General features: G+C 70.3%; 4 protein-coding genes. 1 reads left to right on the top strand and 3 read right to left on the bottom strand.

Going from position 1 to position 3098, the window contains the following annotated elements:
- The first annotated feature begins 90 nt into the window (after positions 1 to 90).
- A complete protein-coding gene (locus ABZ260_RS49140) occupies positions 91 to 507 on the top strand; it encodes a hypothetical protein (RefSeq protein WP_355632318.1) in 417 nt (138 codons plus the stop codon).
- A 13-nt stretch (positions 508 to 520) separates the two neighbouring features.
- Here ABZ260_RS49140 and ABZ260_RS49135 read toward each other — a convergent pair whose 3' ends face one another.
- The 3 genes from ABZ260_RS49135 to ABZ260_RS49125 are packed head-to-tail and all read right to left on the bottom strand — an operon-like array spanning position 521 to position 2762.
- Positions 521 to 1069 carry a hypothetical protein gene (locus ABZ260_RS49135; RefSeq protein ID WP_355551825.1) on the bottom strand — a complete coding sequence of 183 codons (549 nt, stop codon included), beginning with the start codon at positions 1067 to 1069 and terminating at the stop codon, positions 521 to 523.
- Between the two features lie 21 nt (positions 1070 to 1090).
- On the bottom strand, positions 1091 to 2056 hold the full coding sequence (locus ABZ260_RS49130; RefSeq protein ID WP_350964459.1) for an ankyrin repeat domain-containing protein: 966 nt from the start codon (positions 2054 to 2056) through the stop codon (positions 1091 to 1093).
- Position 2057: 1 nt separating this feature from the next.
- Positions 2058 to 2762, bottom strand: a complete 705-nt coding sequence (locus ABZ260_RS49125) for an endonuclease V (RefSeq protein WP_355632314.1) — start codon at positions 2760 to 2762, stop codon at positions 2058 to 2060.
- Positions 2763 to 3098 lie beyond the last annotated feature (336 nt).

The raw sequence follows: 3098 nt of genomic DNA, 5'->3' as shown, positions 1-3098 counted from the left end.
TCGAGAAGTTGGAGCGCATGCGCGATCGGTTCACCGAGTGCATCGGCTGCGGTTGCCTGTCCTTCGACCAGTGCCTGCTGGTCAATCCCGGTGACGTTGGCCGCGGCCGGCGGTACGGTCAGGGCGCTGAGCGAGCGCATCCGCGACCAGGTGCACGCCCGGCTGGAGGAGGTCGCGGACCTGGTCGCGCGGGCCCACGGCTGCGAGGCGAAGGTGAGCATCACCCGGGGGGAGCCGGTCCTGTACAACGACTCCGGGCTCGCCACCCGAGCCGGTGCCCACCTGACCCACCTGGGCCTCACGCTCTCGCGGCCGCTGCTCTCCTTCGGCGCCGACGACTTCTCCTATCTCTCCGCGGTGCTGCCCGGCCTGATGATGTTCGTCGGGGTCGGTGACGGCACGGACGTACGCATGCACAGCGCCGATTTCCTGCCCGGCGACGACGCGGTACGCGATGTCGCGCTGGCCATGCTGGCGGGTTACCTCGCGGCGGCGGAGAAGATGTAGCCGCGAAGGACGCTCAGCCGGTGGCGTGTTCCCAGTAGGGATCGCGGTAGAGCATGACCGAGGTGCCGCGCAGGAGTTCGTCGGGGGCGGAGAGCAGCACGAGTTCGCCCCTCGCCTCCAGGGTGCGCAGGACGTCGCGGACCCGCGGGCCGACCGGCAGCCGGCCCACCGGGAGGTTGAGGGTGTCGCGGACCAGGTCGGCCACCTCGGAGAGCCGGAACGGCTCGGTGAAGCCGGCGATGAGCCCGCGGACGAACTCGACGGTGATCATCGTCTCGGCCTCGGCGTGGGCGAGCTGCCAGGTCAGCTGCGCCCTGCGCCGGCCGGTCCCGGCGCAGGCCGTGCACTGCTGGGAGAAGTCGGGCACGATGTTCTCGACGGTGCTGCCCAGGCAGGTGGTGCACTGGTTGGTCTCCGACGCGTGCAGCTCGGCCGCGGCCCTGTCGGCCAGTGGCCTGCCGCACAGGCAGAGATAGACCCGGAACCCGCCGCGTACCAGGACGAGGTCGTCGGCATCGTCGGGTATGTCTTCCCAGAGCGCGGTGATCGTGTGGATTCTCATCGTTGTGCGACTCTACCCACTTCACCGCAGTGTGACAGGGACCAGTCTCATCGGAGCGCTCCACAGCCACTCCTCGGTGATGTAGGTGGAGGTCAGCAGCGTCATCAGGCCCAGGGTGCGCTCGGTCGCGGTGGAGGGGTGGGCGCCGCAGTCGCCGAAACGGCACATCCACAGTTCGACCATGCTGCTGTCGGAGAGCTGCTCGTGCACCGAGGGCCGTCCGGCGGGGAGCCCGTCCCGCCAGATGTCGACGGACGCGCTGGCGAACGGGAAGGCCCCGGCCAGCACCCCGCCACCCGAGGTGACGGCACGGCCGACCCCGTCGTGCACCGGCAGGATGCCGTCGGACTGGAAGAGCACCACCCCACCCCCCGGCGGGCTGGCCACCCGCAGGACCTCCACGGGGGAGGCGTGCTCGGCGCTCCACAGCTCGCCGGTCGAAAGCGGCGGGCACGACTCCGGCACGGCGCCCAGGCGGCGGATGACCTCCTCCTCGGTCACCTCGCCGACGAAGGCGACGCACAGTCCCTCGTTGTAGTCCTCGTACGAGAACATCATCGCGTCGACGGTGTCCTGGAGCTCGCGGAGCCTGGGGCTGACGGTGGGAGCCCCGGGCAGCTGGGCGAACAGGTCGGCCAGTTCGGTGAAGAGCGCCTGGGAGCCGGGGGAGCGGCCCGCGATGCACGGCCGCCAGGGGTCCGCGCCCGCGGCGAGCAGGACCCGCACGGCGTCGTCCCAGCCGTGGCGCACGGCCTCCCAGAGCGGGGTGGCGCCGTCGGCGTCGACGGGGTCGACCTCCGCGCCCGAGGCCAGCAGCAGCTCTATCACCTGGACGGCACCCTCCTGGGCGGCCCGGTGCAGGGGCGTCGTGCGCAGCCACGGTAGCCACTGCCCGGGATCAAACCCGCTCGCCAGCCGCCGGCGGATCCGCGCCAGGTTGGTGTCGCACCACGCGTCGACGTCCTCGGCCCACTCGTTGTCGCTCACTTCATCCCATTTCGTGGTATTGAGTGGATCCAACCAGGTCCGGACGACAGTTTTCGATCAGTGCCTCGCGGGAGAGCCGGTCGGCGGCGCGGGTCGTCTCGGGAAGGCGGTAGCGGGGTGTCAGGTTCAGCACGTTGTGGCAGGCCGTGGCGAGGTCGACGCGGTGTCCCACGGAGACGAAGACGGGCTTGACCCCGTTCCGGGTGCGCAGCACGCGGCCGACGACGTCGCCGTCCAGTGTCAGGTCGGCCCACGAGCCCCGCTCGGGCGCGGGCGTGGGATAGGTGCCGACGAAGGCGGTCTTGCCGACCCCGATCGTGGGCAGTCCGGTGAGCACGCCGAGGTGGCAGGCCAGGCCGAAGCGGCGCGGGTGCGCCAGGCCGTATCCGTCGCAGACGACCAGGTCGGGGGTCGCCGAGAGCCGCTCAAGGGCGTCCAGCAGGGCGGGAACCTCCCGGAAGGCGAGCAGCCCGGGGACGTAGTCGAAGGCCACCCTCCCGCTGACGGCGACCTCTTCGACGATCTCCAGCGTCGTCCCGTCCAGCACGGTCACCGCCGCCGCCAGCCGGTCCCTGTCGTAGGCGACGTCCACTCCCGCGACCCTGGCCGGACTGTGGGGACCGGGACCGGTCAGGTCGAGCAGTGCTCTGAGCTCGTCCTGGATGGCCTCGGCCTCCATGACAGTGCGCGGCATTTGTACCTTCATAACTACATGATCGCTACTTTTACCGTATGACGTTATATTTTGGGACTGTTCGTCTTCTTTGGTGACCGGTGCAGTCGCCGCGCGGTGTCCCACTCCCAGCGGTGCCCTCCGGTCCGGGGTTCTCATGCTGCCGGGCGGGTCCTGTTCATGGTGTGACGGGGGCGGTGGCGGAGCCGGGATCGTTCCTCATGATGCCTTCCGGTCCCCGTTCGTCGCGACGCTGGGCGGGTCCCGCCCAAGGTCGACCTCTACCTGCCCGACATGCACGGTCTTGAGGTGTGCCGGACGCTGCGGGCGGCGGGCGTGATGTCGGACGTCATAGCGGTCACCTCGGCG

This window comes from Streptosporangium sp. NPDC006013, assembly GCF_040614275.1.
Lineage (GTDB): Bacteria > Actinomycetota > Actinomycetes > Streptosporangiales > Streptosporangiaceae > Streptosporangium.
Note: the sequence above shows the minus strand (reverse complement) of the source record. Positions and strands in the feature narration are given on the sequence as shown.

Bases quoted from the DNA above. Each gene is read 5' to 3' on its own strand.
- ABZ260_RS49135 (WP_355551825.1), bottom strand. From the start codon at position 1,069: ATGAGAATCCACACGATCACCGCGCTCTGGGAAGACATACCCGACGAT.
- ABZ260_RS49125 (WP_355632314.1), bottom strand. From the start codon at position 2,762: ATGAAGGTACAAATGCCGCGCACTGTCATGGAGGCCGAGGCCATCCAG.